The following is a 26,435-nucleotide window of genomic DNA, read 5'->3' on the forward strand; positions in this document are numbered from 1 at the left end:
CTACGCGCCCGTGAAACTGGCGCCTAGTCCATCTGGAGGACGGTGCGCAGTTCCGCGAAGGGAGCCGGGCAGATTTCGTGCGTGACGGTTCGGCCTGTTCGGGACTTTTTGAGTAGTCCGGCTTCGGCAAGCTTCTTGAGGTGGTGGGAGACCGTCGGTTGGCTGAGCCCGGAATACTCGGTAAGCGCGGTCACGCTCATCGGCTCGCACCCTTCTGCGGCGAGGCGGGAGAGGAGGCGCAGCCGGGCGGGATCTGCCAGCACTTTGAACAGGGCCGCGTAGCGCTCGGCGTCTTCTGGGGGGAGTGGGCCGGAGCCGAGTGAGCAGCAGTCTGGGGCGGGGGATTGTTCGTGCATGACTTCTACCTTCTCATATTGACAGCGGTCTATGCGGCCCTCTATTTTCACATATTGATAATTATCGATATGTGAGGTGATTAGATGACCAACCCAGAGCCGACCCCCGTTCGAATGTCGTTCCTCGACAGATTCCTACCAGTGTGGATCATCTTGGCGATGGCATTCGGTCTGCTGCTGGGCCGCGCCGTTCCAGGACTCCGCAGCACGCTTGAGCGTTTTGAAGTCGGCGGTATTTCGCTGCCGATCGCGCTGGGCCTTTTGGTGATGATGTACCCGCCGCTGGCCAAAGTCCGCTACGACAAGACCCGCGAGATCGCCACCGACAAACGGCTCATGACCGTCTCCATCATCTTGAACTGGATCGTCGGCCCCGCGTTCATGTTCGCCCTGGCCTGGCTGTTTCTGCCGGACCAGCCAGAGCTACGCACAGGCCTCATCATCGTCGGACTGGCGCGCTGCATCGCCATGGTGCTGGTGTGGTCCGACCTGTCCTGCGCCGACCGGGAAGCCACGGCCGTCCTGGTCGCCATCAACTCAGTATTCCAGGTGCTCATGTTCGGCGTGCTCGGATGGTTCTACCTGCAGATCCTGCCGAGCTGGCTGGGCCTGGAGACCACCTCTGTGGAGTTCTCCTTCTTCTCCATCGTCACCGCAGTACTGGTGTTTCTCGGTATCCCGCTACTTGCCGGAGTGCTCTCCCGCATCATCGGTGAGCGAGTGAAGGGCCGTGCGTGGTACGAAGAGACCTTCCTGCCCGCGGTTTCCCCGCTTGCGCTCGTGGGGTTGCTGTACACGATCGTGCTGCTGTTCTCCCTGCAAGGCGAGCAGATTACATCCCAACCGTGGACCGTTGCCCGAGTCGCCCTGCCACTGCTGGGGTACTTCGTGGGCATGTTCCTGATCGCCCTGGTGGTGTCGAAGGCGTCGGGGATGGGCTACGCCCAATCCGCCTCCGTGTCCTTTACCGCCGCGGGCAACAACTTCGAGTTGGCCATCGCGGTGGCGATCGGCACGTTTGGCGCCACCTCGGCTCAAGCGCTGGCAGGTACGATCGGCCCGCTCATCGAAATCCCCGTCCTCGTCGGACTTGTCTACCTCATGCGCGGCATCGGGCAGAGACTCTTCCCAGGCGATCCCACCCTGCCAGCTGCAAGGAGCCGTTCATGAACCCCAGTGTCTTGTTCGTCTGCGTCAGCAACGGCGGTAAATCACAAATGGCGGCGGCGCTTGCGCGACACTACGCAGGCGACCAGGTCAGCGTCTTCTCCGCTGGCACGAAACCGGGCACGAAGCTGAACCAAGAATCCGTCGCCGCAATTGCAGAACTCGGTGCCGACATGTCGCGCGGCACACCAAAACCCATCGACCCAGAACTGCTGCGCACAGTCGACCGAGTAGTAATAATTGGCGACGCCGCCCAGCTCAGCATGCCAGCCGACGCCGCCGGCACCCTGGAACGCTGGCACACCGACGAGCCGTCCACCCGTGGCATCGAAGGCATGGAACGGATGCGCCTCGTACGCGACGATATCGACGCCCGCGTGCGCGCCCTCCTGCGCGAGCTGCATCGCACGCTTTGAATCCCACGCTTTGAGCGGTTTGGGGCGCTACGCGCGGGCCCGGCGGGCGAGTGTGTTGCCCAATGATTGGATGGCTTGCACCACGATAATCAGGATGATCACGGTGGTGAGCATTGCCACAGAGTCGAACTGCTGGTAGCCGTAGGCAATCGCAAGGTCGCCCACGCCGCCACCGCCAATCGTTCCGGCCATCGCGGTCGCGGAGATAAGACCCACGGTTGCCGTCGTGATCGCGAGGATGATGGAGGATTTCGCCTCCGGCAGGAGGAAGTGGCGGATGGTCTGCCACATGTTCGCCCCCATCGATTCGGCGGCCTCGATGATACCGGGGTTGACCTCGAGCAGGGACTGCTCGATGAGGCGGGCGATGAACGGGGCGATGTACAGGGTGAGCGGTACCAGCGCGGCCGTCGTGCCTATTGAGGTGCCCACAATAGAGCGGGTGAACGGCGAAATCGCGACGAGCAAGATGATGAACGGCAGGGAACGGATGATGTTGACCACCACGTTGAGCACCCCGTACACCAGCCGGTTCGGGCGCAGACCGCCCGGGCGGGTGATTACCAGCGCCAGCGCCAGCGGAATGCCAACCAGAGCGCCAATGAACAGCGCGACCCCCACCATGTACACGGTCTCCCCGAAGGAGTCGAGGTACATCGACGGAGTCACGCGCGAGCCCGTGAGGTCGCGCCACCAGGAGTTCAGCGGTTCCATTTACGCCTCCACCTCATTCACAGTCACACCTTCCAGGCTCGACAGCCACGCCACCGCGCCGTCCGTCTCGCCGCCACGCAGGCCGACGATAGTGGTGCCCACGGTGGTTGCCGCAAGCTCAGTACTTGACGACGCCAGCAGCCGCGCATCCACACCAAACTTGCCAACGAGCTGCGTGAACACCTCTTGAGCAGCCCCTCTCGTGTGGACGAGCTGCACCGCGCGGTCAAACCTTCCTTCGCGGATGGTCTCGCGCACGTGCTCAGGGACCTCGCGCTGGATGACCGTCTCCACGAACCGCTGCGTCAACGGGTGCTGCGGGTCGGCGAACACCTCGGCGACGGGGCCCGATTCCACAAGGTGGCCTTCGGATAGCACCACAACTTCATCCGCGAGGCGTGCCACTACGTCCATCTGGTGTGTGATCAGCAAAATGGTCACGCCGAGCTCCGCATTGATCTTTCGGAGTAGCTCCAGGATTTGTGTTGTGGTGAGCGGATCCAGGGCGGATGTGGGCTCGTCGCAAAGCAAAATACTCGGATTGGTCACAAGCGCACGAGCGATGCCGACGCGCTGCCGCTGACCGCCCGAAAGCTGGCGTGGCTTGTGACTTGCGCGGTCGGCCAGCCCCACCATTTCGAGGGCCTCCGCGACACGGCGCTGGATCTCCGCCTTCGGCGTCTTCGATAGCAACAGGGGCGTGGCTACATTCTCCGCAACCGTCTTGGTCTCTAGCAAGTTGTAGTTCTGGAACACCATCGACACCTTGCGCCGCAGGTCACGCAGCTGCTTAGCGTTCAGCTTCGCGGGCTCCTCGCCGAGTACCGACACCGAGCCCGACGTCGGCACCTCCAGCCCATTGACGGTACGAATCAGCGTGGACTTGCCAGCACCAGACGTCCCCACCACGCCGGAAATCCCGCCCGCGGGTACCGCGAACGAGATGTCCTCGAGTGCAGTAAAGGTTGTGTCCCCGGTGTCGAACACCTTGGTCACACCGTCAAATAGGACGGCGTTGCCGCTGCCGGTTGCGATGGTCATGCGAGCCTTTCTAGCGCTTTGTCTACTTCAGAGAATCCGGAAGGAACCAGTAGTTGTTCTCGTTGTGCTCGTCGAAGTACTGCTTGAACTCCTCCGAGCGGTACGCGTCCGCGACCGCCTTCGCCCACGGCTGATCCTTCTTGTCCTCGGTGGTCACCGCTACAAGAATCAGCTCCGGACGCAACGTCTCCTGGAACACCTGCAACTTCGGGTCCAACCCGGCGGAATACGACATGGAGCCAGGAATCACCGCCCAGTCAAAGTCCGGCAGCGTGCGCGACAGGTTGCCCGAATCAATGGAGATAATCTCCAGGTTGTGGGGGTTGTCCTTAATATCCGACTCCGCGACCAGCGTCGCATCCGGGTCCTGCAATGTGATCCAGCCAGCATCCACTAGCAGGTGCAGCGCGCGGGACTTGTTCGACCCATCCAGCGGGATGCCAACCTTGTGGCCGTCGGCAACCTCGGTGAGCTGCGTGTACTTATCGGAGTACAAGCCGGCCGGTACCGTCGGCACCTCAGTAATGGAGGCGAGGTTGCCGCCCTTCTCCTCATTAAAGACGTTCAGCCAGGCAGTGTGCTGGTCAACGTTCAAGTCCGCGGACCCCTCGTTGAGCGCAGTATCTGCCTGGGTCAGGTCAGTAAACGACTGGTACTCCACTTCGTAACCCTGCCCCTCCAGGATGGGGCCGACCGCGTCCGTGAACAGCTCCGAGTACGGGCCAGGCGAAGTAGCGACACGGATCGTCTGCAAGTCGCCGTCCGGGGTAGCGGTGGCGTCGGTGGAATCACCGGAGCAGGCGGTAAGGCCAAGCGTTAACGCGGCAGCCGCGGTGATGGCAGTGAGTTTCTTCAGCACGATGTTTCCTTTCAAGTTTTTTCAAGCTGTACCGAAGAATAAACCACTCGGTTTGTTATTGCAAGACTGGTCGGTCTAGTTGTTGGGGGTGTTGTGTGGTCGGGGTGGTCTGGTTCGAGTTTGCGCTGCGTTGGGTGAGGTGGGGTTGGGGTGTGGGGTGGTTGGCTGCTGTGGGTTGGCTGGCGGCTGCGGGTTGGCCAAGCGCCTAAAAGTGAGCAATAGGATTGTAGTAATCCCCGTTTCGCTCAAATTTTCGAGGATTACTACAATCCACCTACTACACTTTGGAACTTCGGAGGTCTGCGCCGCTGCTTTTGGGCGCGCGGCATGGTGGCGAGCGCGTTCCTAGAGCTGCGGTAAACGTGCAGTTCACGGGTGGCGTACCCGCTTTTGCAACGGTTTTATACCCGCTTTTGCAATTTGCGGACTGTGAGTGGCGGTACGGACGTGCTTTTGCGGAAGCGGCTGTTCTCGACTGTAGGGAAGGGGGTGAGGTGAATGCCTAATGCTGATTTCGGTCACCAGCCGGACAAGCCTAACTGAATATCAGACACGCACAAGGCCTGGCGCTCTATCCCCGCAACTTGCTGATTAGCGCCATCACACCCGAGACCCCCGCCGTCAGCATTCCAACCAATGTTGCCAGAGCGAGCATCCCGGCGATGAAGGACTCGGCCTCCGGGTCGAAGGTTTCCATGCACAGCCCGAAGAGCATAAACGACACCACTGTGATGATCACCGACCACTTGAATACCTTCCCGGACTTGGAGTGTCGCTTCGGGGCAGCAGCAGGCGTGACTAGCGCGGGATCGTACGGTGCCGATTGGGCGGGGACCGGTGCGTGCAGCGGGGCATACGCTGCGGCAAGCAGCTCCTCCGGTGTCAGTTCATTGGTGGCAGGCCGAGACTTGGCGGCTGCAGGGCGTGGCTCCGGGGCAGGCTGCGCGGGCAGCTCAGAGAGGTCCGGAGCGGCCTCCTCAACAACCGGCTCCTCGACGCCGTCGACGGCGAGGTCCACCACCATCTCCACGAGCTGGCTGCACCGCTTCGGGCCGACGCCGTGCAGGTCAAGTAGGTCGTCGGCGCTGGCGTTGAGCATCACCGGGTGCTCGAGGCTCCACATGGCGAGGTAGCGGTCGATGCCGCGTCCGGTCGCTTCGGGGACGTGGTGGGGTTTGAGGTTGTCAGCGATCTCGTGCAGTGGGCGGTCCGGGTGTTGTTCGATCCACGCGGCGGCGATGCGCGCACTCGACGCGCCAACAGCGTGCGACTGCTCGGTGGTCAGCCAAGAGAACTGCTCCGGGGCTGAAACAGGCGCAGCGGCATCAGGGGCAGCAACCGGTGCGTCCTCGGTCGAATCCTCCATGGCCTTCAGTAACTGGGCGAAGTGGGTCTCGCTGATGATCGGCACGTTGTTCTCGCGTGCTTGCTTCGCCTTCCCGCTCATCGAGTCCGGATTCGCCGCAACAAGGACGGCGCACGTGCGGGTCACGCCACCGACGTCGAGGCCTGCGGCGGTGGCGCGGTCGGTCCAGACGTCGCGAGGGATGTCGAGGGCTCCGGTGAACGCGACGCGGTCGCCCGGGCGCAGGGCGAAGGTGGCGGGGGTGGGGCCGGAGGTGGGCTCGTCGAGAAGCGAGCGCACGAGCTGCGCATCGACGTTGAGCGCCTCGGCGATGTCGAGCAGCGTGGCGCGCTCCTCGTCGGTGATGACGCCATCGGCCCAGGCTTCGACGGCGAGCTGGCGCGTGAACTCCTCGTTGATGGCGTCGACGTCGTCGGCGCTGAGGCCCGCGGCGATGGCGGTGGATTCGAGGCGGCGCATTTCGGTGCGGGAGATGGCGCGGTCCACAAGTGCGCAGGTCAGCTCGGCGCGGTAGTCGGCTTCGTTCTTGGTGGTGGCCGTCGGCAAGGTGCGCGAAAGCTGTCCCGCCCAGGAGGGCTCGCCGCCGCGGGGGAGGCACGGTGCCTCGGCTGCGGGGGAGGTGAACGTCGCCGACGGATACTTCTCGACGTCCACTCCGTTGCCCACGCACAAGTAGCGGAGGAGCTCCGCGGTCGCCTCGGCGTCCGCGAGCGCCGAGTGTGCAAACCGGTTCCGAATCCTCGCGATATCCAGCGCTTCACTTAACTTGCTCACGCCCATGTACTGCTTGGTCAACCGCATCGTGTCCAGCCACTCGCACAAGCCGTCCTCCGCGCCGGCGCGCGCGAACTCGTTGGTCAGGAAGCGGTGCTCAAACGACGCATTGTGCGCCACCAGCGTGCGGCCATTGAGCAGCGAGCCCAGGTACGGAGCGACGTCGCAAAATAATGGTGCATCCACCACATCGGTCGCCGTGATCTTATGGATGTAACTATTCGGAATGTCGCGCTCCGGCTGGATCAGGGTCTCCCACGTGCGCTCCACGGAGAAGTCGGGGCACAGCAGCACCACGCCGATCTCCACAATGCGGTCCTGGTTGCTCAGCCCTGTCGTCTCCAAATCGACGACCGCAAACCCATTCCGGCCCATTCCTGCTCCTTTGTCCATCCGTGTTGGGGCGTCATTCAATATAAGGCACGCCGCCGACACACCGAGGCGGAGTCGGTCGGATGTTCGATGGAACCGGCGGGGGAGTTGTGGTCGCCGCGTAACGCCCGGCACCGTCTGTGCCGATTACAGGGGCATGAAGAAGATCATCGCATCGGCCGTCGCTGCGGCGACCGCCTTCACTGCCCTCGCTACGACCCCGTCCCACGCCGCCCACCTTGACCGCACCGAAAGTGGCCAGTGCCGCGTCGTCCTCAACGACGCTGAGCGCGGCCCCGCCTGGCAGGCCGAACGCATCGCAAAAACGCTCACGCACGGCATGTACGCCACCGCCGTCGCCGAAGCATTCGAGGCAACCTTCGAGGGGCTCAAACCACTTGGCGACGCCCACCTCGACCAACCAGCCATCATCTCCTACCAGCAACTCCGCCTGGAAGGGCAGGAGCCCGGCGAGCGTCCCGACTACGACGCCGCCCGCGCCGCCACTAAGGAAAAACTGGCCAAGCTAGGCCTGGTTTCCACCGACGCCGACTTCTACCTGGACATGAAGCAGGGCGCCCAGATTCCGCTTTCACCAGCGGGCAAGGCGCTGCAGGGCTCGGCGCGCTGGTACATCGGTATCGACGGATCCGTGCCGGAGGTGACCAGCCTCGGGGCGAACTACGTGTTTGGCCGCACCGGCGACAACACTGCTCGGTTCCTGAATCACGTCCCCGACTGGAAGCGCACGGCGTTCGCGTCGAACATGTCCGGCACCTACTTTGCCAAGGCTGCCGACTCGCTCGAGTCCCGGTACTACTACCTGCTTAAGCAGGCGCAACAGTGCAGCGACAACCCACCGCTTATCTTCAGCACCCAAAACGCGGACCTGCCAGCACCGCCGGTACTGAAGAACACCCTGCCGGGCCAACCAGCGGATCCCTCCGCGCCGGAAACGCCAACCCCGGAGCAGCCCACGCCGAAGCCGGAGCAGCCGCAGAACTTTGACGCCAAGCTCGGCCAGATCATCGGCATCATCGCTGCGGTACTGGCAGCGCTGGGCGGGTTGTTCGCGCTGCTCAAGAACGCCGGCATCAATGTGCCGGAGCTTCCGAAGATTCCCGGGCTGAACAAGTAGATCTCCTCCCCTGGGAGGAGGCGCGTGTTCGGTGTTGCCGATAGGCTTACGGCCATGCGCTACAAACCGGGTGACCTTGTGCTCGCGGTCGCTGTTGCCATCTTGGCGGCGGTGTACACCGCGAGTGCGTTTACCCAACCCACGCATGCGGCCAGTTGGGGCCAGGCCGTGCTGTCGTGGGGCTTCGTCGCGGTGTGCGTGGTGCTCACGAGCAAACCCAAGTTCTCCTCGATTGCGCTTATCGCGCTGAATGTTGCCTGGTCTGTGATGTGGCTGGCCGCGCCGGTCAACCTTGGCTTTTCGCCGTGGGTGTTGGCGGTCCCGGTGGCGACCTTTATTGCCGGGCTGTTTACAGGGAAGCGCTTCGCGCTAGTTGTTCTCGCTGCCGCGTGCGGGTGGGCACTGCTGTCGCCGTTCATGTGGACGTGGGACGACAACTTTGTGTTGTTCTACCGGCACGGGGTCGATCTCGGGATCACGCTTGCGCTGCACTGGGGTGCGAGTGCGGTGGGGTATCTCCTGGGGGCGAATGTGGCGGCTGAGGATGAGGTGCGTCGTCGAGAAGCACACGCGAAAGAGCAACGTCTCGCAGCGGCGCGCGAGGAGGAACGCCGCGCCATTGCCCGCGATATTCACGACCTTCTCGGCCACTCGCTGACCCTGATCAAAGCGCAGGCGAATGCTGGTTTGGCGGCCGGACAGGAGCGGGAGGCGCTGCAGCAGATCAACGAGGCCGCCGGGCAGTCGTTGTCGGAGATTCGCCTGCTTGTGCGGGGTCTGCGTGAGAGCGATCATGCGTTTTCGCCGGCGGCGGGGATCCCTGACCTGCCGTCGTTGGTGCAGCGTTACCGCGACGCCGGCCTGGAAGTGTCGCTGGAAGCACCAGCAGTGGATGTCTCCCCGGTGACCTCGCTTGCTACTTATCGCATCGTGGCGGAGGCGCTGGCAAACGCGGCGCGCCACCAAGTCGATCCCACTGTGACGGTTCGGGTCGTACCGGACGAGACCGTGGTGGTAGAAGTCGTTTCTACCGGCCAGATTCGACCTCAGCCAGGCACCGGCGTCGGGCTAGAGGGGCTGCGTGAACGCGCGGCGAGCGCCGGTGGCACGCTGAAGACATGGCAGTCAGGGGAGACGTTTACCGTGCGGGCGGAGTTAGCAGCATGATCCGCCTGCTCCTTGCCGACGACCAACCGCTCCTCCTCAGCGCCCTCCGCACCATCTTGGACGCCCAGGACGACATCACCGTCGTCGCCAGCGCCGCCGACGGCGCCGAAGCCGTGGAGAAAACGCGCGCCCACCGCATCGACGTGGCAGTGCTGGACATCCGCATGCCAGTGCTCGACGGCATCACCGCCGCCCGCGCGATCATGGAGATGGGCCCACGCGTGATCATGCTGACCACCTTCGACGACGACACCTTGATCCATGCAGCTATCGACGCCGGCGTGCAAGGCTTTCTCCTCAAAGACGCCGAACCCGACATCCTGGCCAACGCCGTACGCGCCGTCGCCCGCGGCGAATCGGTCCTGGCCCCCGGGGTGACCGGCCGCGTGATGGAGTGGGTCCGCGATGGGGCGGGCACTGCAGAATCCGCCGCCGCGCTGGAAGCGCTGACGCAACGCGAACGCGATGTACTCGCGGAGATTGGCTGCGGCGCCACGAACGCTGAAATCGCCGCCACGCTGTTTATTGCAGAGACCACGGTGAAAACGCACGTCTCTAACCTGCTTGCCAAACTCGGCGCGCGCGACAGGGTGGCGCTTGCCTTGATCGCCCAGCGCGCCGGGATCTCCTCCTAGAGGAGGAGGCAGTGTGGTCCCGTCGGCCGATGTGGTGGCCTTGCTCAGCGACGACCATGAATGCCATGACTGATACGCAACTCGCTTGCCGCGGCGTGGCTGTGTCCTTCGGGGACCACCACGTACTTCGCGACGTGTCGTTGACCACCACCCCGGGCCGAGTCCACGCGCTGCTCGGCCCCAACGGCGCGGGTAAATCGACGCTGATGTCGGTGATGCTCGGCCTGATCAAACCTGATGCCGGCGAGGTGACACTGATGGGGCAGCCGTTCGCCCGCGAGGCGCTGCGCCATGTCGGCGCCTCCATCAACGACCCTGCTTTTTACAGCCACCTCAGCGCCCGCAACAACCTCCGCGTCCACACCACGCTGCTGGGCCTTCCCGACAGCGAAGCCGACCGGGTTCTCGAACTGGTTGGCCTCCAAACCGCGGGAAAGAAGAAAGCCGGCAGTTTCTCCACCGGCATGAAGGGACGCCTCGCCCTCGCTCAGGCGCTGCTCGGCGAGCCAGAGGTGCTCATTCTCGACGAACCACAAAACGGCCTCGACCCCGAAGGCATCGCCCACCTGCGCGACTACCTCCGCGAATACGCGCGAGCTGGGCGCACCGTCCTGGTCAGTTCCCACCAACTCGGCGAAGTACTCCACATGGCCGACGACGCCACCGTGATCGCTGGCGGCGGCGTCCGCTTCGCAGGCGAGCTCGCGGAACTCGGCCCCAACCTGGAGGAGTCCTTCTTCCGGCTCACTTCAGGTGGTGACCGATGAACTTCCTACACGCCGAATGGATCCGTGCGCGCGGCTCCATGCTGTGGTGGCTCGCCGGAGCAGGCCTGCTGGTTGGTGTGCTGCTGACGCTGTTCGCGCTGGCCGGAAACGTCGAAACCGCGACGAACCTGCTCTACCCGCAAGGCCTGTTGGTCACCGGCATGGCTGCGCCCGCCGCCGCACTGTTCGCCGGTTTGGCCGAAACCCGCGAGCGTGACGCACGCGGCGGCGGCACATTGTGGCGGCCGGTTCCACCCATGCGCGCCCGCGCCGCCCGCATCGTCGTGGTATGGCTGGCGCTGGCCGCGTTCGTCGCCTTCGACTTTGTCGTGCCGTTTGCCGCCGGCCTCGTATTCAACCTGGATAACACGGCCTCGATTGCGCTCGTTGGGCTGTTTGTGTGGCTCGGCATGCTTGGCCCGGCAGGCCTTGCAGCCGCGTCCACGCGACGCGTCGGGATGCTGCCCACCATCATCTTCGGCTTCGTATTCACCATCGAGCTTGGCTACTTCGCCGAACGCGATTGGTGGTGGGCCAACCCCGGCGCCTGGCCGACCCGCTTGACGCTGCCGACCATGGGCCTGCACTTCAACCTCCTGCCCCTCGACGCCACCGACCCGATGGCGGGGGAATCTCCCATTCCAGCCCTCATCCTCACCCTGGTGTTGGCGGCAGTTGGCTTTGTAGTGGCCGCCCTCGTACCACCGCGCACCCGACCCATCTTCCGACGCAGCAGGATTCACCGCGTCACCGCACCGATGGCCGCAGGCCCGGCGACGCCGCGCCCCGAAACCACCGGATACATGGCTGCGGTGAAGGGGGTTGCGATGGCGGCGAGGGTGTCGTCGATAAGCGTGTTGCTCCTGCTCACCGCTCTGGTACTGCTGTTCTCTCTGGCATACCCGGTGGACGTGCGCGAGGCGCTGTTCACCTACGCCATCCTGCCCGTTGGGGCCGGCGTGCTTCCCACGCTGGTGTGGCCGAAACTGCGGCCCGCCTGGGCGCTCATGCAGGTCGAACACCCACACGTCCGCGCCGCGCTGGCCACCTGGTGCGTTGGAGTCGTCGCACTCGTCTGCGCAATCGGAGGGGCCGTGGTCGGCGACGCACGCTTCGGACTCCTCGCGTTCCTCGCCGGCAGCGTGCTCACCCTTGCTGCACTCGCCATCACCGTCCGCTTCGGCGTGGTGTGGGCCCTAGCCGCAACGATCCTGGTCACGATCATCTCCGCCACGATTGGCGGCGACGTACTCGCGCAATCTGCGTTATGGATCCTTGCCGTCCCCGCATGGCCAGCTACCGCCACCGGTGCGCGAGTATGGATCGCTGCCGTGGTGGGGTCGGCGCTCTTGGCGATCGCGGTTGCGCTACTGCTGCGGACACTGCGCGGCATGCGCCCAGTGCGACGCTAACCCGCCGGGGTGAGGCGCCCATCCGCCGTGTAGCGAGCATCGGGGGAGTTGTAGAAGGCGTGGGCGTGGGTGTCGTCGATAAGCAAGTGCCACGTGCCGCCGTTATCGCAGGTGCCCTCGGTGATCGTCTCGCGGAAGCCATCATCGGTCCTGGTCAGGTGGCCCGCGCAGCCGAGCTCAGGGTAGGCCACCGCGATACCGTCCGCGGTTGGCGCGAACCAGACACGGAACTGCTGCCCCTGCAGGTGCTCGACCTCGGATACCTGCCCCATCGTGCCCTCCAACGGACCCGTGAGCTCCGGCGACTTGATCGCGTCCAGCGCCGCCGGATCCGTCGACGGATGCCAAGTGATCCGTGTGACATCGCTGAGCGGATTGCCGACGACCGTCTCCTCCGGCCCCCACACCCTCTCCAGACGCTGCCCCCGCAGCTCAAAGTGCGTCACGTTTAGGAGGGGACCGTCGGCCTCGTACTGGTCCAAGCCCGGCTGCGTGCCGTTGGTGAACACAGTCGGGTACGGGTCGTCCGAGTCGATGAGGTAGTCCTTCGTCCAGCTCAGCGTGCCGTCCTGGGCCCGCAACACGCGAATTGGAGAAGGGCCGTCAGCACCAGCGCGCAGCAGCAGTTCCGGCTCAAGATCGCCGTTGATATCGAAGACGTCGTAGGCGAACGTGCCGTCCAAGCCGTCGAGATCTGCGAAGAACCGCGCCGGGTCCGCGATGGCGTCGGCGTACAGATCACGGGTGGAGGGCGCCGGTGCTTCAGTCGCGGGCGTGCCCAGTGTTGTTTCCGGCACGGGCGCTTCCGGCACAGGCGCCGTGCCGCAGGAAGCCAGCAGGAGAGTGGCGGTGATGAGAGGCAGATAGCGCTTCATGGCACCACGCTACAGAAAACTAGAAACCCGAAGAAAGTTCCCAACCTATTCGTGATCGCCGGAACCATTTTCGTGGACAGCCGTTGTGACCTAGGGAAATGTAACCGTTGGTCGACCGGAACCGGCCCCAAACGCAAAATAGTTCCCCGGCGGCGGGAACTATTTCAAAGGGGCACGAAGGGGAGAAAACCGCTAGGTCACATACCTACCTAGTAGTAGAACGGGAACTCGTCCCAGCGGGGCTCGCGTTTTTCCAGGAAGGAGTCGCGGCCTTCGACGGCCTCGTCGGTCATGTAGGCGAGGCGGGTTGCTTCACCGGCAAAGACTTGTTGGCCCATGAGGCCGTCGTCGACAAGGTTGAAGGCGAATTTGAGCATGCGCTGTGCGGTGGGGGACTTGCCGTTGATTTCGCGGGCGACCTGGATGGCCTCCTCTTCCAAGGAAGCGTGCGGGGCGACGATGTTGACGGCGCCCATGCGCTGCATCTCCTCGGCAGAGTAGGTGCGGCCGAGGAAGAAGATCTCGCGGGCGAACTTTTGACCCACCATCTTGGCCAGGTAGGCGGAGCCGTAGCCGGCGTCGAAGGAGCCGACGTCGGCGTCGGTTTGTTTGAACCTGGCCTCCTCGCGGGAGGCGATGGTCAGGTCGCACACGACGTGGAGTGAGTGGCCGCCGCCGGCTGCCCAGCCGCTCACCACCGCGATGACCACCTTGGGCATGGTGCGGATGAGGCGCTGGACCTCAAGGATGTGCAGGCGTCCGCCCTCGGCTTTCACACGTGCGGTATCGACGGTGTCGGCGGTGTCGCCGCCCGCGTACTGGTAGCCGGAGCGGCCACGGATGCGCTGGTCGCCGCCGGAGCAGAACGCCCAGCCGCCGTCCTTCTCAGAAGGCCCGTTGCCGGTTAGCAGCACCACGCCGACAGAAGGGTCGCGCCGGGCGTGGTCGAGTGCTCGGTAGAGTTCGTCGACGGTGTGGGGGCGGAACGCGTTGCGTACTTCGGGGCGGTCGAAGGCGATGCGGACGATGCCGTCGGCGCGCGTGGTCCCTACGTGTCGGTGATAGGTGATGTCGGTGAAGTCAAAACCTTCGACCTCGCGCCATTGGGTTGGGTCGAATGGTTGCGCAGTGGAATAGCTCATGGCTTTGTAGTCTACGGTGCCGACGGCAGCTCGGGGCACCCCCACAGGGAGGCAACCGCTGTATAAGGCATTGCTTACCTAATGGGATCGGAGTTAAATCAAACGTATGAGTCTGATAACGAAAACTGCCGAGGGCACCCTTGCCCGCATCCCCGTCGGCGACAGCGCCGTTATCGCGGCGCTTGACACTACCCCTACCGTCGCGCGTCGCCTGCAGGAGCTTGGTCTTCGCCCAGGCCAGCGTGTCAGCATTATGCAGTCCACGGCTGGTGGTGGCCGCGTGATCAAGGTAGCGACCTCCCGCTACGCCCTCAGCGCTGACGCGCTGCGTGGCATCAAGGTGAGCGTGGCATAGCCATGGCCGATTTCACCCAGGTTCCGTCGTGTTGCGGGCCGCACGCAGATACCGCCGTCAAGGGCGAGCCCACCATCGCGCTGATCGGAGCTCCGAACGCTGGCAAGTCCACCTTGTTTAATGCGCTGACTGGCGCGAACGTGAAGATGGGCAACTGGCCTGGCACCTCCGTGGAGATTTCTCGCGGCGTGTGGGCGGGTTCCTATAACGTGATTGATTTTCCTGGCGCCTACTCGCTGGATCCGCAGAGCCCTGACGAGGAGCTCACTCGCGAGCTGCTGCTGGAGCGTTGCCCGGCGGAGCGTCCGGATGCGGTGGTGGTCGTCGTTGATGCGGCGAACCTTGCGCGTGGCTTGTATATGGTGGCGCAGCTCGCGGAGACGCCGTACCGCATCGTGGTTGCGTTGACCAAGATGGATGTGGCCCGCGCGGAGGGCATTGCGGTGGATGCGGCGGCGCTGCAGAACGCGCTTGGGTTGCCCGTGGTCGCGGTCGATCCGCGTAAGAGGGATGTGCGCGGTCTGCGCGAAGTTATCGACGCCCAGCTCGCCGAACCAGCGGTCACCCTGCGCCCAGTGGCTACCACTGACGACTTCGAGCTTGCCGACGCCCGCTTCGCCTGGGTCGACGCCGCCGTCGAGCGCGCCGCGAGCGACACCGGCCACCAGCAGACTTTCACCGAGCGCCTGGATCGCTTCGCGTTGCACCCGGTGATCGGCCCGCTGATGTTCCTGGTGGCGATGTGGATGGTTTTCGAGATCACCACGACTGTGGCGAAGCCGTTGCAGGATGGCCTGGAGGGCTTTTTTGGCGGCCCAGTTTCTGACGCGGCGCTCGCGGTGCTGCCGGATATTGGCTGGCTACGCGGCCTGGTCGTCGATGGTCTGATTAACGGCGTGGGCATGGTGCTCACGTTCGCGCCGCTGATGGCGCTGATGTTCCTGTGTCTCGCTGTGCTGGAGGATTCTGGTTATATGGCGCGCGCGGCCGTCGTCGCGGATCGTGTGATGCGTGCGATGGGCTTGCCTGGTAAAGCGTTCATCCCGCTCATTGTTGGCTTCGGCTGTAACGTGCCGGCGATTTCGGCGACGCGCGTGATGGGGGATCCGCGCCACCGCCTGATGACGGCCCTCTTGGTGCCGTTCACGTCCTGCAGTGCGCGTTTGACGGTGTACGTCATGCTGGGTGCGACGTTCTTCCCGGACCACGCGGGCACCGTCGTCTTCGCGATGTACGTCATTTCTATCCTGCTTGTGGTGCTGACCGGCTTGGCGCTGCGTAAGGCGCTGTGGTCCACGATGGGCACTGAGCCCCTGGTCATTGACCTGCCGGTGTACCAGCTGCCGGGCGCGCGTCTGGCGCTGTCGGTGATGTGGGCTCGCCTGCGCGGCTTCCTGGAGACCGCCGGCAAGATCATCGTCGCGACTGTCGTCGTGGTGTGGGCGCTGCAGTCCACCCCGGTGACCTCCGAAGCAGAGTTCGGCGAGGTGGCCCCGCAGGAGTCGGTGTACGGCACTGTCTCTGACGCGATCGCCCCCGTCTTCGCGCCCGCCGGTTTCGACTCCTGGTCCCTCGCTGGTCCGCTGATTACCGGCTTCGTGGCCAAGGAGGCCGTCATCTCGAGCTGGGCCCAGACCTACGCGCTGGAGGAGCCCGAGGAGGGCGACGGCAACTCGCCGCTGAGCCAGGCAATCCGCGAAGACTTCAACCAGGCCTCCGGCGGGCACGCGATACCTGCAGTGTGGGCGTACATGCTCTTCCTGCTGGCATACACCCCGTGCGTGGCTACACTTGCCGCGCAGCGCCGGGAGATCGGCCTGAAGTGGACGTTGTTCGGCGTCGCGCTGCAGATGGTGATGGCGTGGGGCCTGGCCGTCGGCGCGTTCCAGCTGCTGAAGGTGTTCTTCTGATGAGCGGCGGACCGATGTCGGCGGTGCTCGGCGCACTGCGCGAGGGCTGCGTGAGCCGCGAGGAAATCGCGCGCCGCACCAACCTGTCACCCATGACTATCGACGCCGTCATGGCCCACCTCGAGGCCACCGGCGAAGTGCAGCGCCGCGCCCTCAACGACTCCTGCGCGGGCGGCTGCGGTGGCTGCCCCTCGCGCGGGGCGTGCACGTCGGGCCCTGTCGCGTTGGTGCTCGGCCGGCGCTAGCCTGGCCCTATGCCTTCTTTATTGCCTTCCGTTGACGAGATCCTTGAGCGCTCCCACGTTGTAGCCCTGCCCATGGCAGTGAAGTTCCGCGGGATCACCACCCGTGAGGCCCTGCTTATCGACGGCCCCTCCGGCTGGGGCGAGTTTTCTCCCTTTGTGGAGTACGGCCCTGAGGAGTCCGCGCAGTGGCTGCGCTCCGGTTTGGAGGCTGCGTTCGAGGGTCTGCCCGAGGCTTCCGGCCCGGTGCCGGTGAACGGCACGGTGCCCGCGGTGGACGCCGCCCAGGTGGAGGAGGTGTTGGAGCGTTTCCCGGGGATCGGGACGTTCAAGATCAAGGTGGCCGAGGCTGGCCAGACACTCGCCGACGATGTTGCGCGCGTCGAGCGGGTGCGCGAGCTACGCCCCGACGCCACCCTGCGCGTGGACGCGAACCGGGGGTGGAGCGTCGAGGAGGCGGTGCGCGCCGCCGAGGCGCTAGGGGAGCTGGAGTATATCGAGCAGCCCTGTGCGAGCGCGGAGGAGCTCGCAGAGGTGCGTGCGCGGGTGCGTACGCCGATTGCGGCGGACGAATCGATACGCCGGGCGGCTGACCCGCTGCGTGTCGCCGAGCTGGGCGCGGCGGATGTTGCCGTGTTGAAGGTTGCGCCGCTCGGGGGAGTGCGCCGCCTGCTGGCGCTGAAGCGAGACCTGGGGATGGACGTGACGGTGGCCAGCGCCCTGGACACCGCGGTGGGGATGTACGCGGGGCTGGTAGCGGCGCGGTGCGCGGATTCGCGTGCAGCGGGATTGGCTACGCAGCGGCTGTTCGTAGAGGACGTCGCGAAGCCGCGGCCGCTCATCGACGGCTGCCTCGAAGCCACCCCTGTTACCCCCGATCCAGCGCGTCTCCACGAATTGCGGGCTCCCGCGGAACGTCGCGACTGGTGGTTTCAGCGCGTTCGGGACTGCATGGACACCATGCGGGGGTAAAAACAATCGTGCGTGGGGGTGGAAATGTTTGATTAATCTGTGCATTCTTGCGACATTTGAGATGTGAGGGAGTAACGTCTCTCACACTGGGGTGCGAAAGATCACCTTGTAGCTGTTGTGTGAATCCTGTTCGAAAGGATCGAAAATGTCGACTCCCGTGATGCACGAATCGTCTGCGCTCTCTGACGGTGAGCTTGCCAAGTCTCCCGAACCGGGTGAGTGGCGCCGCCAGCGCATCGGCCTGATCCTCGGTGTGCTGCTCGCCGTGTTGGTGTACTACATCTTCCCGGACAGTGCTGCGGATACAGTGCTGCAGTCCTCGGGCGCCGATCCCGAAACGACCTACGACGCCGACGTGATGCGCGTCGTCGCCGCGACCACGGTGCTCATGGCGGCGTGGTGGATGACGGAGGCGATCCCGCTGGCGGCAACCGCGCTGCTGCCGATCGCCATCTTCCCGGTGATGGGCGTGGCGAAGTTCAGTGCGGTCTCCGGTCCGTATGCATCCGCCACAATTTTCCTCTTCATGGGCGGCTTCCTGATGGCGCTTGGCCTGCAGCGCTGGAACCTGCACCGCAGGCTCGCGCTGGTGGTTGTGCGCATTGTGGGTACGAGCCCGAAGCGCATCATCTTGGGCTTCATGCTGGCCACTGGCTTTATGTCCATGTGGGTGTCGAACACCGCAACGGCCGTGGTCATGCTCCCGATTGGTGTGTCCGTGTTGACCCTGACCGCTGACTCCGTGGGTGGCATGCAGAACCAGAAGAAGTTCGCCACCTCGCTCATGCTGGCAATCGCGTACTCCGCCTCCACCGGTTCGCTTGGCACCCTGATTGGTACACCTCCGAACGCGCTGCTGGCTGGCTACATGAAGGAAGCACACGACATCACGATCGGCTTCGGCCAGTGGATGCTCGTCGGTATGCCGATGGCGATCCTGCTGACCGTGATCGCGTGGTTTGTCCTGATTAACGTGTTCAAGCCTGAGATCGACCGGATCCCTGGTGGCAAGGAGCTCATCGATGAGGAGTACCGCAAGCTGGGTGCCTGGACGTTCCCGCAGGTGGCTGTCGGCATCATCTTCCTGATCGCGGCACTCGCTTGGATCTTCATCCCGCTTGGCATCAAGCAGTTCGGTTGGGAGTTCCCGTACAACGACGCCATCGTCGGCATCATTGCCGGCCTGCTGATGTTCATCGTGCCGGGCACGAAGCAGGGCAAGCGCCTGATGGACTGGGAGACCGCGAACGAGATGCCGTGGGACGTCCTGCTGCTGTTCGGTGGTGGCCTGTCTCTGTCCGCGATGTTCACCTCCACCGGCCTGTCCCTCTGGATCGGTGAAGCTGCAAAGGGCCTCGCTGTGCTGCCGACGATCCTGCTCATCATGGCTGTCGCCGCACTGGTGCTGGGCCTGACCGAGCTGACCTCGAACACGGCAACCGCCGCAACCTTCCTCCCGATCATGGGTGGTGTCGCGGTTGGTATCGGCCTGACCGAGGCGACCGAGATGAATATCCTGCTGCTGGCCATCCCGGTGGCGCTGTCCGCAACCTGTGCGTTCATGCTCCCGGTGGCAACGCCGCCGAACGCGATCGCGTACTCCTCGGGCTACGTCACCATGGGCGAGATGCTCAAGGGTGGCCTGTGGCTGAACATCATCTCCCTCGGCCTGATCACCGTGGTGACCTACTTCCTGGCGGTGCCGGTGTTTGGTTTGGTGCTCTAGCGGTACGCTAGCAGCATGGATAACCAGCAACGTCCAAAGCAATACTTCCCGGACCCGGAGCACCAAACGCAGTACTACGAGCCGGAAGCCTATTACGAACCCCAGTCCTATTACGAGCCGGAGCCGCAGCGCTCCAACGGGCTCGCAATCGGGCTGGGGATTGCCCTTGCTATCGCACTGTGCGCCGGCACGGTGCTGTTCTTCCTGTGGCGCAGCGCCGCAGCCGAGGCGGACAAGCCGCCGGTGACCTCCACGGTGACCGAGACTGCCGTGTCTACGGAGACGGTCACGGAGACCACGACGAAGCGGCCGAAGTTGCTGCCGGACCGGGGGCGCGGGGAGAGCGGGGAGACCGTGGCACCGACCGAGCCAGCCGTCGAGGTGCCGACCGAGCTTCGCGGCCTGTTCGACGACATCGTCTCCGGTGCAGAGAGCGCCCTGCAAGGCCAGTAAGGTAGGTGGCCATGAACTCGATGGATATTGCCCACCAGGTCGCCGAGTCGCTCTCGCAGCACGTCACGGACGTGGTGATGTGCCCAGGTTCGCGCAACTCGCCGTTGGCGTACGCGCTGCTCGCCCGCAGGGACATCACCGTCCACATGCGTATCGACGAACGTTCCGCCTCCTTCACCGCCCTCGGCCTGGCGCGCGTGCAGCGCCGCCACGTCGGCGTAGTGATGACGTCCGGCACCGCGGTTGCCAACACGCTTCCCGCCATGGTGGAGGCGCACATGGCGCACGTGCCGTTGGCCGTGATCAGCGCCGACCGGCCCGAGTGGATGGTCGGCACTGGGGCCTCCCAGACGATTTGGCAGCAGGGCATCTTCGGCCACTACGCCAAGACGCAGCAGGTCACCAGTGTGGAGGAGGCCCGCGCGCTGGACTTCGGCGCAGCCCAGGTGCACGTCAACGTGGCTCTGGACACCCCGCTGGTGCCCGACGCCCTGCCGGAGCCGGTGGGGAAGTCGCGCCGGGTTGGTCCGGGTCGCCTGGCCACGAAGCCCGCGTGGAGTGACCACGGCGCCGTCGACGTCGACTTGACGAAGGACACGCTGGTCATCGCCGGCGACGAGGCCTGGGACGTTCCCGGGCTGGAGCACGTGCCCACCATCGCGGAGCCCACCGCGCCGACACCGTTCCACCAGGTGCACCCGCTGGCCGCGCGCTTCTTCGCGCAGAGCGAGGTCTCGATTAGCCACGACGGCGGAGATTTTGCGGCGTCGACGAAGCCGGAGCAGGTCATCGTGGTGGGACACCCGACCCTGCACCGCGACGTGATGGCGTTGCTCGCCGACCCGGACATCACCGTGATCGGCATTTCGCGCACGGAAACGTTCACGGGCAACCCGCAGCTGCGCGGTTCGCGAGTCAACGCGACCGGCCAGCCGCGCCAGCAGTGGATCACCATCTGCGAGGCCGCGGGCGGCGTCGGCGCGAACACGGTGCGCGACGCCCTCGCCGACGCCGACTACGGGTTTACCGGCATGCACGTCGCCGCCGCCGTGTGCGACACCCTCGGGGTAGGGGACACGCTGGTGTTGGGGGCCTCCAACCCGGTTCGCGACGCCTCCTTCGTCGGTATGCCTTTTGACGGCGTGCCGACCTTCTCCCCGCGCGGCGCCGCGGGCATCGACGGCACGGTCTCCCAGGCAATCGGCATTGCCCTTGCCACGCAGCGTCTGCACCCGGACGAGATCCGCGCCCCGCGCACCGTCGCGCTCATGGGGGACCTCACCTTCCTCCACGACGCCGGAGGGCTCCTTATCGGGCCCGACGAGCCACGCCCCGGCAACCTCACCATCGTGGTCGCCAACGACGACGGCGGTGGCATCTTCGAAACGCTCGAGGTCGGGGCGGAGTCCGTCCGGGACGACTTTGAGAAGGCGTTTGGTACGAGGCACGGGGTGGACGTCGAAAAGCTGGCGGAGGCCTACGGAGCCGACTACCGCCGTGCCGAAACCCTTGCCGAGCTGCACGAGGTGCTGCTTGAGCTGGAGTCACAACCCAACCCGATCACCGTCGTGGAAGCGCGCACCACACGGGCCACCCGGCGAGCGCTCGCGCAGCGGCTGCAAAAGTGATCCGCTGGAAGCGTCGAGCCCAGCAGCTGGTGCTGGCGCTGTACACGTGCGCGATGCTCGGCTGCCTCGCGATGGTCGCAGGGCCCGCCATCAACGACTGGCGCATCGCCCGCGACCCCGGCCGCGGCCTCGCCACCGTGACTGGCGTGAGCAAGATCCGCACCGCCGTGGAGTATCAGGATGACCGCGGGCGCACCCACTCGCCGGCGACCGGTCTGCTGTACCCAACCGGGCTCAGCGAGGGTCAGCAGGTGTGGGTGACGTACTCGCGCACCGACCCCGACCTGGTCAAGGTTGAGGGCCGCGGTTGGACGCTGTCGCTGATCCCTGCGCTGTCCGTCGCCGTGGTGGCAACGCTTGTGGCTGCCGCGGCCTGGAAGGGCGTGGGGCGCTTCGTGCGCGAGGACAGCGAGGGGGTGGCGTAGCGGATGCGCGTGGCCATCGTTGCCGAGTCCTTCCTGCCGAACGTCAACGGGGTGACCAATTCCGTGTTGCGCGTGCTCGACCACCTTCGCGAGTACGGCCACGACGCCCTCGTGATCGCCCCCGGGGCGCGCGAACACCAGGAGGAAATCCCCGACTACCGGGGCTTCCGCGTGGTGCGCGTGCCTACCGTGCGCGTGCCGATGGTCAACTCGCTGCCCATCGGGGTTCCCACCAGTGCCGTGCGTGCCGCGCTCACTTCCTTTCAGCCGGATGTGGTGCACCTGGCCAGCCCGTTCGTGCTCGGGGCGGCCGGCGCGTTCGCCGCGCGCCAGCTGAAGGTACCCGCGGTAGCGCTCTACCAAACCGATGTGGCCGGGTTCGCCACGAAGTACCACCTCCCGGCGCTGGCGAAGCTTTCGTGGGACTGGACGCGGCGCCTCCACAACGCCTGCCAGCTCACGCTCGCGCCGTCGTCGGCAGCGGTGGAGCAGCTGCGCAGGCACGGCATCGAGCGCGTCCACACGTGGGGCCGAGGTGTCGACGCCACCCTCTACCACCCCCGCCGCCGCAGCGAGGAGCTGCGCCGCACTTGGGACCCGAGCGGGCGCAAACGCATCGTCGGGTTCGTCGGCCGCCTCGCCGCCGAGAAGAGCGTGCACCGCCTCGCACCACTCTGTGGCCGCGAGGACCTGCAAGTGGTGATCGTCGGCGGCGGCCCCGAGGCCGACGAGCTGCGCGCCGTATTGCCGGGCACGGTGTTCTGCGGCCCGCTCACCGGCGAGGAGCTCGCCCGCGCCTACGCCAGCTTCGACGTCTTCGTACACCCCGGCGAGTTTGAAACCTTCTGCCAAACCATCCAAGAAGCTCAGGCCAGCGGCGTGCCCACCATCGCGCCGCGCGCCGGCGGGCCCATCGATCTCATCGCCGAGGGCACCAACGGCCTCCTTCTCGACGTCCCCACGTTCACCACCGAACTCCCGCACGCCGTCGCGTGGTGTCTCGACGAGACCAGGTGGCAGGACCTTCGGGTCGCGGCCCGCGAGTCCACTTCCGGCAAAACGTGGGAGGCACTGTGCCAGCAACTCGTCGAGTATTACGAACAGGCACAGCGCGCGCTACAGTAGAGCGTTATGGCCAAGGCAGATCTGGAGAAGAAGCCCTTCGACGTAGCGGGCATGTTTGACGGCGTCGGCGAGAAGTACGACATCACCAACACCGTGTTGTCCTTCGGGCTGGACAAGTACTGGCGCAGGCGCGCCCGCGAGCGCCTCAACCTGAAGCCGGGGGAGAAGGTGCTCGACCTCGCCGCAGGCACCGCCGTGTCCACCGTGGAGTTGGCGAAGTCCGGCGCGTGGGTCGTCGCCTGCGACTTCTCCCAGGGAATGCTGGCCGCCGGCCGCGACCGCGACGTGCCCAAGGTCGTTGGCGACGCGATGCACCTGCCGTTCGCCGACAACACCTTCGACGCCGTGACCATCTCCTACGGCCTGCGCAACGTCTACGACTTCGAGGCGGGCCTGCGCGAAATGGCGCGCGTGACCAAGCCCGGCGGGCGCCTTCTGGTCAACGAATTTTCGACGCCCATCGTCCCCGGCTTCCGCACCCTGTACAAGCAGTACCTGCCGGTGGCGCTGCCGCTGCTGGCGAAGGTGTTCTCCTCCAACGCAGAAGCCTACGAGTACCTCGCCGAGTCCATCCGGGCGTGGCCGCACCAAGAAGAGCTGGCCGCCGCCATCAACCACAACGGGTGGGCAGGCGCCGGCTGGCAGGACCTCTCGCTCGGCATTGTGGCGCTGCACAGCGCCGTGAAACCTACAACGTAGCGTCCCACAGCGGCGCGTTCACCGGCACCGCGCGTCCGGCCGCGCGCCACGCACGCGAAATCAGGTCCGTGTCTTCTTCGGTGACCAGGTTGCCCATCAGGCGTGCCGCCGCCGGCATCAGGTGGCGTCCTGCCACCCCGCGCAGCGCCAGCGGGCCCGCCACCGGCAAGAACTGCGGGTAGGTAAGCAGGCGGGCCGCCGTGCGCGCCAACGTGAACGCCCGGCCATACGCCTCCCGCAGGATGAGCGGCCACGCCAGCGTGCAGTCCTTGCCCTCCTGCAGCAGTTCCACCGCCATGACGGCGGTCTCCATGCCGTAGTCGATGCCCTCGCCATTGAGCGGGTTCACGCACGCCGCCGCATCCCCGATGAGCACCCAGTTCGGACCCGCCACGTTCGAGACTGCCCCGCCCATCGGGAGCAGGGCGCTGGTGACCTGCTGCGGCTCGCCCAAGGCCCAGGTGTCACGCTGCTGGTCCGCGTACTGGTGGAGCAGCTTCTTCGTGTTCACGCGCGCCGGGCGGGCATCCGTGGACAGGGCGCCGCAGCCGAGGTTCACCGTGCCGTCGCCGAGCGGAAAGATCCAGCCGTAGCCGGGCTGGATGGTGCCGGTGTCGTCGCGAAGCTCCACGTGCGAGTGCATCCACGGCTCCCCGGACAGGGGGGAGGTGCAGTAGGAACGCGCCGCGATACCGAAGACCTCGCCCTTGTGCCACGTACGGCCCAACAGCTTGCCGAACGTCGAACGAACCCCATCCGCCACGATCACCCAGCGGGTGCGCACCTCGCCGCGCGCGGTGTGCACGGACTCGATCAGGCCGTCCGCTCCGAACGCCACGTCCGTTGCTGGGCAGTCCTGCCACACAGTGGCACCCGCGGCCTCGGCCTCCGCGACCAGCGCGGCATCGAAGGTTGCGCGCGGGCTCGCGGAGCCCTCCGTGCCGTAGACGCCGTCCGGCCACGGAGCCGTCACGTCACCCCCGTACCCGTGCAGTCGAAGGCCCTTGTTGCGGTAGGCGGGCAGCACGTGGTCCAGGCCCAGGCGGCGCAGCGTATGTACCGCGCGTGGGGTCAGGCCGTCGCCGCAGGTTTTGTCGCGGCCAGGCGAAGCGGCGTCGAGAAGCAAGGTAGAAAACCCAGCTCTCTGGGCGGCAATGGCCGCCGTGGCCCCCGACGGGCCCGCGCCCACAACTACGCAATCAACAAACTCAGTCACGAGTCCACATTGTGCCAGATAGCGCAGACACACCCCATTACTGCAAAAAATGGAGGGTGTGGACTACGGTTAGTGATGTTAACCGCGCGCAGCACATGCCCCGGGCATGGCGCAATGAGTACTTTAACCTGCAAGGACATCATCGATGACCAACGGCATAACACCGTCACCACGCCATGGATTTCGCATGGACCTAGGCGACGACGCCCTCACCGAGCGTGTTACGAAGGGTATGGGCGACGTTGAAACGCTGCTCAGGGAACGCCTCCAACAAGGTGAAGCGTTCATTACCGACAAAGTGATGCACCTAGCAGTCGCTGGCGGCAAACGCTTCCGTCCCCTCGTGGCGCTGCTCTGCAGCGAGTTCGGCCCCAACCCGGGCGCCACCAACGTCATCAAAGGCGCCACCACCACCGAGATGGTGCACCTGGCCACCCTCTACCACGACGACGTCATGGACGAAGCCGAGAAGCGCCGCGGCGTCGACTCCGCCAACATGCGGTGGAACAACACCGTCGCCATCCTTGCCGGTGACATCCTGTTCGCACACGCCTCTCGCCTCATGAGCGAAATCGACACCGACACCGTCGCCCACTTCGCCGACACCTTCCAGGGCCTGGTCACCGGCCAAATGCGCGAGACCGTCGGCGCCCAGGGGGAGGACCCAGTCGAGCACTACCTCAAAGTTATCGACGGCAAAACCGCCGTCCTCATCGCGTCCGCGGCTTACCTCGGCTCGCTGCACTCCGGGGCGTCGCGCGACATCGTCGAGAGCTGCTCCCGAATGGGCAGCGCCATCGGCATGATCTTCCAGATCGTCGACGACATCATCGACATCTACTCCGACAGTGCCCAGTCCGGGAAAACTCCAGGCACCGACCTCCGCGAAGGCGTGTTTACCCTGCCCGTGCTGTACGCGCTCGAAGAGGACTCGCCCGCGGCAGAGGAGCTTCGTAGCCTCCTCACTGGCCCACTCGAAAACGACGCCGACGTCGAACGGGCCATCACTCTGCTCGGTCAGACGCAAGGGCGTCAGCGCTCCCTCGCCACCGTGCGTGAGTACCTCGACATCGTCGAGCGCGAACTCGACTTCCTTCCCGACGGCCCCGCAAACCAAGCACTGCGGCAGGTCTCCGTGTACGCTATCGAACGCGTCGGATAGCGGTGGGATATGCCCTCTGTGCACGCGATTTGCCTTATCGCGGGTGCGTTGATGTAAAGTAGTCCACGCACTTACGGTGCATGCCAGGTTGTCCGAGTGGCCAAAGGAAGCGGACTGTAAATCCGCCGGCGTACGCCTTCAGAAGTTCGAATCTTCTACCTGGCACCGCAAGCCCGTCTCTCACAGAACGTGAGGGGCGGGCATTTTTTATGTTGTAGTGACGCGTTATAACGTGCGCAAAGAAGGCTTAAGGGACATTTTGTGTGTTTTTACGGCGTGTCGCGATAAGGGACATTTTGTGTGTGTTTAGCTGCGTCCAGC

The 26,435-nt window shown here is 65.1% G+C and carries 26 protein-coding genes and 1 tRNA gene; 19 read left to right on the top strand and 8 right to left on the bottom strand.

All coding sequences use genetic code 11. The features are described 5' to 3' along the window. Nucleotides 1–23: 23 nt before the first annotated feature. Nucleotides 24–356, bottom strand: coding sequence for an ArsR/SmtB family transcription factor (locus QP802_RS08470; protein WP_070477452.1), 333 nt, complete (start codon nucleotides 354–356; stop codon nucleotides 24–26). Nucleotides 357–440: 84 nt separating this feature from the next. On the opposite strand from QP802_RS08470, the gene arsB reads away from it, so the two are divergent. After that, entirely contained in the window at nucleotides 441–1,526 is a 1,086-nt protein-coding gene (arsB, locus tag QP802_RS08475; protein ID WP_284818350.1) for an ACR3 family arsenite efflux transporter, read from the top strand. Continuing rightward, the gene (locus QP802_RS08480; protein ID WP_070975749.1) at nucleotides 1,523–1,939 is read left to right on the top strand and encodes an arsenate-mycothiol transferase ArsC; all 417 of its coding nucleotides are present in this window, start codon (nucleotides 1,523–1,525) and stop codon (nucleotides 1,937–1,939) included. Before arsB ends, QP802_RS08480 begins: the two co-directional genes overlap by 4 nt. Nucleotides 1,940–1,966: 27 nt before the next feature. Here the strand turns inward: QP802_RS08480 and QP802_RS08485 are convergent, their stop codons facing one another. From QP802_RS08485 to QP802_RS08500, 4 genes are all read right to left on the bottom strand, one after another. Further along, complete coding sequence (locus QP802_RS08485; RefSeq protein ID WP_284818352.1) at nucleotides 1,967–2,653, bottom strand: methionine ABC transporter permease; 687 nt, start codon at nucleotides 2,651–2,653, stop codon at nucleotides 1,967–1,969. Then, nucleotides 2,654–3,694, bottom strand: coding sequence for a methionine ABC transporter ATP-binding protein (locus QP802_RS08490; protein ID WP_284818354.1), 1,041 nt, complete (start codon nucleotides 3,692–3,694; stop codon nucleotides 2,654–2,656). 22 nt (nucleotides 3,695–3,716) lie between these two features. After that, nucleotides 3,717–4,553, bottom strand: a complete 837-nt coding sequence (locus tag QP802_RS08495; protein ID WP_256007683.1) for a MetQ/NlpA family ABC transporter substrate-binding protein — start codon at nucleotides 4,551–4,553, stop codon at nucleotides 3,717–3,719. Nucleotides 4,554–5,124: 571 nt separating this feature from the next. Further along, complete coding sequence (locus QP802_RS08500) at nucleotides 5,125–7,068, bottom strand: exonuclease domain-containing protein (RefSeq protein ID WP_256006113.1); 1,944 nt, start codon at nucleotides 7,066–7,068, stop codon at nucleotides 5,125–5,127. 154 nt (nucleotides 7,069–7,222) lie between these two features. Between QP802_RS08500 and QP802_RS08505 the strand changes: the two genes are divergently transcribed. The 5 genes from QP802_RS08505 to QP802_RS08525 all read left to right on the top strand — a co-directional run bounded on the left by QP802_RS08505 (nucleotide 7,223) and on the right by QP802_RS08525 (nucleotide 12,184). After that, on the top strand, nucleotides 7,223–8,203 hold the full coding sequence (locus QP802_RS08505) for a hypothetical protein (RefSeq protein WP_252931003.1): 981 nt from the start codon (nucleotides 7,223–7,225) through the stop codon (nucleotides 8,201–8,203). Nucleotides 8,204–8,257: 54 nt separating this feature from the next. Further along, a complete protein-coding gene (locus tag QP802_RS08510) occupies nucleotides 8,258–9,370 on the top strand; it encodes a sensor histidine kinase (RefSeq protein ID WP_256006114.1) in 1,113 nt (370 codons plus the stop codon). After that, nucleotides 9,367–10,005: a response regulator gene (locus QP802_RS08515; RefSeq protein WP_284818357.1), complete on the top strand. Its 639-nt coding sequence runs from the start codon at nucleotides 9,367–9,369 to the stop codon at nucleotides 10,003–10,005. The genes QP802_RS08510 and QP802_RS08515 overlap by 4 nt, the downstream gene beginning before the upstream one ends. Nucleotides 10,006–10,070: 65 nt before the next feature. Beyond that, nucleotides 10,071–10,772, top strand: coding sequence for an ATP-binding cassette domain-containing protein (locus QP802_RS08520; RefSeq protein ID WP_284818359.1), 702 nt, complete (start codon nucleotides 10,071–10,073; stop codon nucleotides 10,770–10,772). Beyond that, the gene (locus QP802_RS08525) at nucleotides 10,769–12,184 is read left to right on the top strand and encodes an ABC-2 family transporter permease (protein WP_284818361.1); all 1,416 of its coding nucleotides are present in this window, start codon (nucleotides 10,769–10,771) and stop codon (nucleotides 12,182–12,184) included. Before QP802_RS08520 ends, QP802_RS08525 begins: the two co-directional genes overlap by 4 nt. Here QP802_RS08525 and QP802_RS08530 read toward each other — a convergent pair. Both QP802_RS08530 and QP802_RS08535 read right to left on the bottom strand, forming a co-directional pair. Then, entirely contained in the window at nucleotides 12,181–13,059 is an 879-nt protein-coding gene (locus QP802_RS08530) for a hypothetical protein (RefSeq protein WP_284818363.1), read from the bottom strand. The genes QP802_RS08525 and QP802_RS08530 overlap by 4 nt on opposite strands. Before the next feature lie 209 nt (nucleotides 13,060–13,268). Continuing rightward, nucleotides 13,269–14,201, bottom strand: coding sequence for a 1,4-dihydroxy-2-naphthoyl-CoA synthase (locus QP802_RS08535; RefSeq protein ID WP_284818365.1), 933 nt, complete (start codon nucleotides 14,199–14,201; stop codon nucleotides 13,269–13,271). Nucleotides 14,202–14,307: 106 nt separating this feature from the next. On the opposite strand from QP802_RS08535, the gene QP802_RS08540 reads away from it, so the two are divergent. The 10 genes from QP802_RS08540 (at nucleotide 14,308) to QP802_RS08585 (ending at nucleotide 23,736) form a co-directional block, all read left to right on the top strand. After that, a complete protein-coding gene (locus QP802_RS08540) occupies nucleotides 14,308–14,556 on the top strand; it encodes a FeoA family protein (RefSeq protein WP_083290805.1) in 249 nt (82 codons plus the stop codon). A 2-nt stretch (nucleotides 14,557–14,558) separates the two neighbouring features. Then, entirely contained in the window at nucleotides 14,559–16,466 is a 1,908-nt protein-coding gene (feoB, locus tag QP802_RS08545) for a ferrous iron transport protein B (protein ID WP_284818367.1), read from the top strand. Continuing rightward, nucleotides 16,379–16,711, top strand: a complete 333-nt coding sequence (locus QP802_RS08550) for a FeoC-like transcriptional regulator (RefSeq protein ID WP_284818369.1) — start codon at nucleotides 16,379–16,381, stop codon at nucleotides 16,709–16,711. The genes feoB and QP802_RS08550 overlap by 88 nt, the downstream gene beginning before the upstream one ends. 9 nt (nucleotides 16,712–16,720) lie before the next feature. After that, nucleotides 16,721–17,680 (top strand): o-succinylbenzoate synthase, encoded by a 960-nt coding sequence (locus tag QP802_RS08555; RefSeq protein ID WP_284818370.1) that lies wholly within the window; start codon nucleotides 16,721–16,723, stop codon nucleotides 17,678–17,680. A 145-nt stretch (nucleotides 17,681–17,825) separates the two neighbouring features. Further along, a complete protein-coding gene (locus QP802_RS08560) occupies nucleotides 17,826–19,406 on the top strand; it encodes an SLC13 family permease (protein ID WP_284818372.1) in 1,581 nt (526 codons plus the stop codon). A gap of 15 nt (nucleotides 19,407–19,421) precedes the next feature. Beyond that, on the top strand, nucleotides 19,422–19,859 hold the full coding sequence (locus tag QP802_RS08565; protein ID WP_070477489.1) for a hypothetical protein: 438 nt from the start codon (nucleotides 19,422–19,424) through the stop codon (nucleotides 19,857–19,859). An 11-nt stretch (nucleotides 19,860–19,870) separates the two neighbouring features. After that, nucleotides 19,871–21,487 carry a 2-succinyl-5-enolpyruvyl-6-hydroxy-3-cyclohexene-1-carboxylic-acid synthase gene (gene menD, locus QP802_RS08570; protein ID WP_284818374.1) on the top strand — a complete coding sequence of 539 codons (1,617 nt, stop codon included), beginning with the start codon at nucleotides 19,871–19,873 and terminating at the stop codon, nucleotides 21,485–21,487. Beyond that, nucleotides 21,487–21,912: a DUF3592 domain-containing protein gene (locus tag QP802_RS08575; protein ID WP_369822035.1), complete on the top strand. Its 426-nt coding sequence runs from the start codon at nucleotides 21,487–21,489 to the stop codon at nucleotides 21,910–21,912. The genes menD and QP802_RS08575 overlap by 1 nt, the downstream gene beginning before the upstream one ends. A gap of 3 nt (nucleotides 21,913–21,915) precedes the next feature. Then, complete coding sequence (locus QP802_RS08580) at nucleotides 21,916–23,037, top strand: glycosyltransferase family 4 protein (protein ID WP_083290806.1); 1,122 nt, start codon at nucleotides 21,916–21,918, stop codon at nucleotides 23,035–23,037. A 6-nt stretch (nucleotides 23,038–23,043) separates the two neighbouring features. Then, complete coding sequence (locus tag QP802_RS08585) at nucleotides 23,044–23,736, top strand: demethylmenaquinone methyltransferase (protein ID WP_070363148.1); 693 nt, start codon at nucleotides 23,044–23,046, stop codon at nucleotides 23,734–23,736. Here the strand turns inward: QP802_RS08585 and QP802_RS08590 are convergent. Further along, nucleotides 23,726–24,952 carry a geranylgeranyl reductase family protein gene (locus tag QP802_RS08590; protein ID WP_070363147.1) on the bottom strand — a complete coding sequence of 409 codons (1,227 nt, stop codon included), beginning with the start codon at nucleotides 24,950–24,952 and terminating at the stop codon, nucleotides 23,726–23,728. The two genes, QP802_RS08585 and QP802_RS08590, sit on opposite strands and share 11 nt — an antisense overlap. Nucleotides 24,953–25,097: 145 nt before the next feature. Here QP802_RS08590 and QP802_RS08595 point away from each other — a divergent pair, with 145 nt between their 5' ends. Further along, complete coding sequence (locus QP802_RS08595) at nucleotides 25,098–26,114, top strand: polyprenyl synthetase family protein (RefSeq protein WP_070363146.1); 1,017 nt, start codon at nucleotides 25,098–25,100, stop codon at nucleotides 26,112–26,114. Nucleotides 26,115–26,196: 82 nt separating this feature from the next. Next, a tRNA-Tyr gene (locus QP802_RS08600) sits at nucleotides 26,197–26,279 on the top strand. Nucleotides 26,280–26,435 lie beyond the last annotated feature (156 nt).

The sequence above is a fragment of the Corynebacterium sp. UMB10119B genome (assembly GCF_030228125.1).
Classification (GTDB): domain Bacteria; phylum Actinomycetota; class Actinomycetes; order Mycobacteriales; family Mycobacteriaceae; genus Corynebacterium; species Corynebacterium pseudogenitalium.